The organism is Nocardia farcinica (assembly GCF_029867845.1).
GTDB lineage: Bacteria > Actinomycetota > Actinomycetes > Mycobacteriales > Mycobacteriaceae > Nocardia > Nocardia farcinica_A.
Map to the genome: position 1 here is coordinate 1 of NZ_JARWRU010001192.1, position 3,071 is coordinate 3,071.

4 protein-coding genes are annotated in these 3,071 nt (G+C 71.0%); 2 read left to right on the top strand and 2 right to left on the bottom strand.

What is annotated here, in order from left to right; genetic code table 11:
• Positions 1 to 160: 160 nt before the first annotated feature.
• Positions 161 to 1,009 carry an aquaporin gene (locus QH283_RS26540; RefSeq protein ID WP_280505665.1) on the bottom strand — a complete coding sequence of 283 codons (849 nt, stop codon included), beginning with the start codon at positions 1,007 to 1,009 and terminating at the stop codon, positions 161 to 163.
• A 253-nt stretch (positions 1,010 to 1,262) separates the two neighbouring features.
• Here QH283_RS26540 and rpsT point away from each other — a divergent pair, with 253 nt between their 5' ends.
• Together rpsT and QH283_RS26550 are read left to right on the top strand one after the other, a co-directional pair.
• Positions 1,263 to 1,523 carry a 30S ribosomal protein S20 gene (gene rpsT / locus QH283_RS26545; RefSeq protein WP_280505666.1) on the top strand — a complete coding sequence of 87 codons (261 nt, stop codon included), beginning with the start codon at positions 1,263 to 1,265 and terminating at the stop codon, positions 1,521 to 1,523.
• A 160-nt stretch (positions 1,524 to 1,683) separates the two neighbouring features.
• Positions 1,684 to 1,941 carry a hypothetical protein gene (locus tag QH283_RS26550; protein ID WP_280505667.1) on the top strand — a complete coding sequence of 86 codons (258 nt, stop codon included), beginning with the start codon at positions 1,684 to 1,686 and terminating at the stop codon, positions 1,939 to 1,941.
• A 94-nt stretch (positions 1,942 to 2,035) separates the two neighbouring features.
• On the opposite strand, the gene holA is transcribed toward QH283_RS26550, so the two are convergent.
• Positions 2,036 to 3,007 carry a DNA polymerase III subunit delta gene (gene holA, locus QH283_RS26555; protein ID WP_280505668.1) on the bottom strand — a complete coding sequence of 324 codons (972 nt, stop codon included), beginning with the start codon at positions 3,005 to 3,007 and terminating at the stop codon, positions 2,036 to 2,038.
• Between the last annotated feature and the right edge of the window lie 64 nt (positions 3,008 to 3,071).

The window sequence follows — 3,071 nt, forward strand, 5'->3', positions numbered from 1 at the left end:
CCCCAATCCCTTCCGCGCGGGGGGGCCCGGGGGGGTGTGTATATACATCCTGCCCGCCCCCCCCCGCCCCGGGGGTTCCGGGGGGGCCGGCTCCCCGGGGTGGCCGCTGTCACACCGGTCCGGCCGGACCGTCTCCACGGGGCCTACTCGGCGCGCGTCCTCAGCGCGCGTCGGTCGCGCCGCCCGCCTCGGCCCGCCGCTCGGCGCGGTCGCGGTCGAGCTCGTCGTCGAGCTCGCGACGACGGCCGAACAGCAGCGCGTAGACCAGCGCGCCGAGCACCCCGCCGATCAGCGGGAACAGCACGAACGCCCACACCTGGCCGCCCGCGCCGTCCTGGTAGAAGGCCACGCCGAGGCTGCGCGCCGGATTGACCGAGGTGTTGTCCACCGGGATCGAGATCAGGTGGATCACCGCCAGGGTGACGCCGATGGACAGGCCGGCCAGCGGCACGTCGGAGAGCTGGTCGGTGGAGCCGAGCACCACGAACACCAGGATCGCGGTGAGCATGACCTCCACGATCACCATGGCCGCGAAGCCGTAGCCGTCCTGGACGACGACCTCGCCGAGCGGGCCGGTGGCGGCCGAGGGGCTGTACCTGCCCCACCCGTTGGCGCCGAGCCCGTCGGACGCGCGATCGTAGGAGGGCAGGTTCTTGGCCAGCGCGAAAAGCACCAGACCGGCCAGGAAGGCGCCGATCAGCTGGGCCACGATGTAGCCCGCCGCGTTGACCGCCGAGACCCGCCCGAGAATCAGCTGCCCGACCGTGACCGCGGGATTGACATGGCATCCCGAGAGCGGACCGATCGAGTAGACCAGAAACATGAGCGTCAGACCGAAGGCCAGCGCGACGCCGAGCGCCCCGACCCGCTCCCCCGCCAGCACCGCGGTGCCGACGCCGCCCATCACCAGCGTGAAGGTGCCCAGCCCCTCCGCCGCCCATTTCTTTCCGTCGGGAATCGGCCGGTTCTCGGCGAATTCCTCCGCTACTTCCTGCGCCGTCGGAGACATACAGACACACCTTCCGCCATCTCGAGCCGTTTGCTACCGCTGTGCCAGGACGAGGTACTGCCGGAACGTTCCTCCTGGAAAGCTACGCCAGGCAGGTGCCGGTAACAACGACCTCGACCGAAGGCGATTTCGTGTGCCGCCGCGAGGGCTGGTACCCTCGACCTTCGGTATGGCGTGACCCGATCTCCCGGAGTTTCGCCGTCGCGAGACTTCTCGAAGCAACCATCCAGCGACAGGAACACGAGGAACAGGCGTGGCCAACATCAAGTCCCAGGTGAAGCGGATTCGCACCAACGAGGAAGCGCGCAAGCGCAACCAGTCGGTCAAGTCCGCGCTGCGCACGGCTATTCGCAGCTTCCGCGAGGCCGCCGCGGCCGGCGACAAGGAGAAGGCTGCCGAGCGTCTGCAGTTCGTGAGCCGCAAGCTCGACAAGGCCGCCTCCAAGGGCGTCATCCACGCCAACCAGGCCGCGAACAAGAAGTCGGCGCTGGCGCTGGCCTTCAACAAGCTCTGATCTGCCGGTCCCGCACGCCGGGACCGTGTGACACCTGACGCAGCCGCCGTGGCCTCGACGACCACGGCGGCTTTTGTCGTGCCCGTCTTCCGCGACGGCGGTCGCCCGTGCCCGCGCGGTCGCTGTGCCCTGTTCACCCGGGGTCGCTACGATTCCGCGCATGGTAACCGTCTATGCGAATCAGACCGTGGTCAGAGCAGAGGACCTGCCGGATGTGATCCGGGCCGCCGACGTGCTGGGAATCGGCCTGCGCATCGAGAACGTCATGGTTCCCGACGACGAGGGTGGCTACTCGGCCGAGTGGATCGTCACCAGGGAAGACGAGATCCCGGTGTACGAGGAGTGGGACGGCCGTGTCGACGAGTCCGAGCTGACCGAGGAGGAGGCGGAGCTGGTCGCATCCGCTGCCGGCGAGTGAGCGCCTCGCACTGACGGCGACGCCCGCCGATCGACGGCGGGCTCGATTCCGATCCCGGCGGGTCCGTCCGGCACGGACCCGAGCGGATCTCTCGTCAGCCCGCGGCGCGCAGGTCCAGAATGCGGCCGAGGGCGTGCTCGAGGGCGTAGCCGGAGTCGGCCGCCCCGCCCTTCACATCGGCGTTCAGGGTGGCCACCACTCGCAGCGCCGCGCCGATGGCTGCCGGGTTCCAGCCACGGGCCTGCGCCTGCGCCTTCTTCACCTTCCACGGCGGCATGCCGAGTTGCTGCGCCAGCGCGAACGGGTCGCCGCGGCCCGCCGACCCGACCCGGGCGATGGTGTGCACCGAGTCGGCCAGCGCGTCGGCGAGCAGCACATGCGCCACCCCTCGGTCGGTGGCCCAGCGCAGCGCCTCCATCGCGCCCGCCCGGTCACCGGCCACCGCGAGGTCGGCGACCTCGAAACCGGTCACCTCGGCCTTGCCCGAGTAGTACCGCCGCACCGCCGCCACGTCGACCTTGCCGCCGGTGTCGGCGACCAGTTGCGAGCAGGCCGCGGCCAGTTCCCGCAGTTCCGAGCCGACCGCTTCCAGCAAAGCCTGCACCACCTCGCCCGAGACCCGCACCCCCGCCGCGCGGAACTCCGCGCGCACGAACTCCACGCGCTCTGCGGCCTTGGTCAGCTTGGCGCAGGGGTGCACGACCGCGCCCGCCTTCTGCAGCGCGGGCGCCATCGCCTTGGCCCGCCCACCACCGGAGTGCAGCATCACGAGCACGACGCCCTCGGGGGGATCCGCGGCCGCGTCGGTGATCAGTCCGACGGCTTCCTTGCCCGCCTCGGCGGCGGCCTCGAGGATGATGACCCGGTCCTCGGCGAACAGGGAGGGGCTGAGCAGTTCGGCGAGTTCCGCGGTGCCGGAGTCGCCGGCCCGTCGCCGGTCCACCGGAACCGCGTCGGGATCGGGCGCCGCCGCCCGCACCGCCGAGACGATGGAGGACACCGCACGTTCGATCAACAGCTCTTCCTCGCCGAGGACGAGGTGTACCGATGCCGGCCGTTCGCTCACCCGGCCGATCCTACGGACCCCGGCCCGCGGCCGGCATCGACCGGGTCCGGCGGATCAGCAGGAC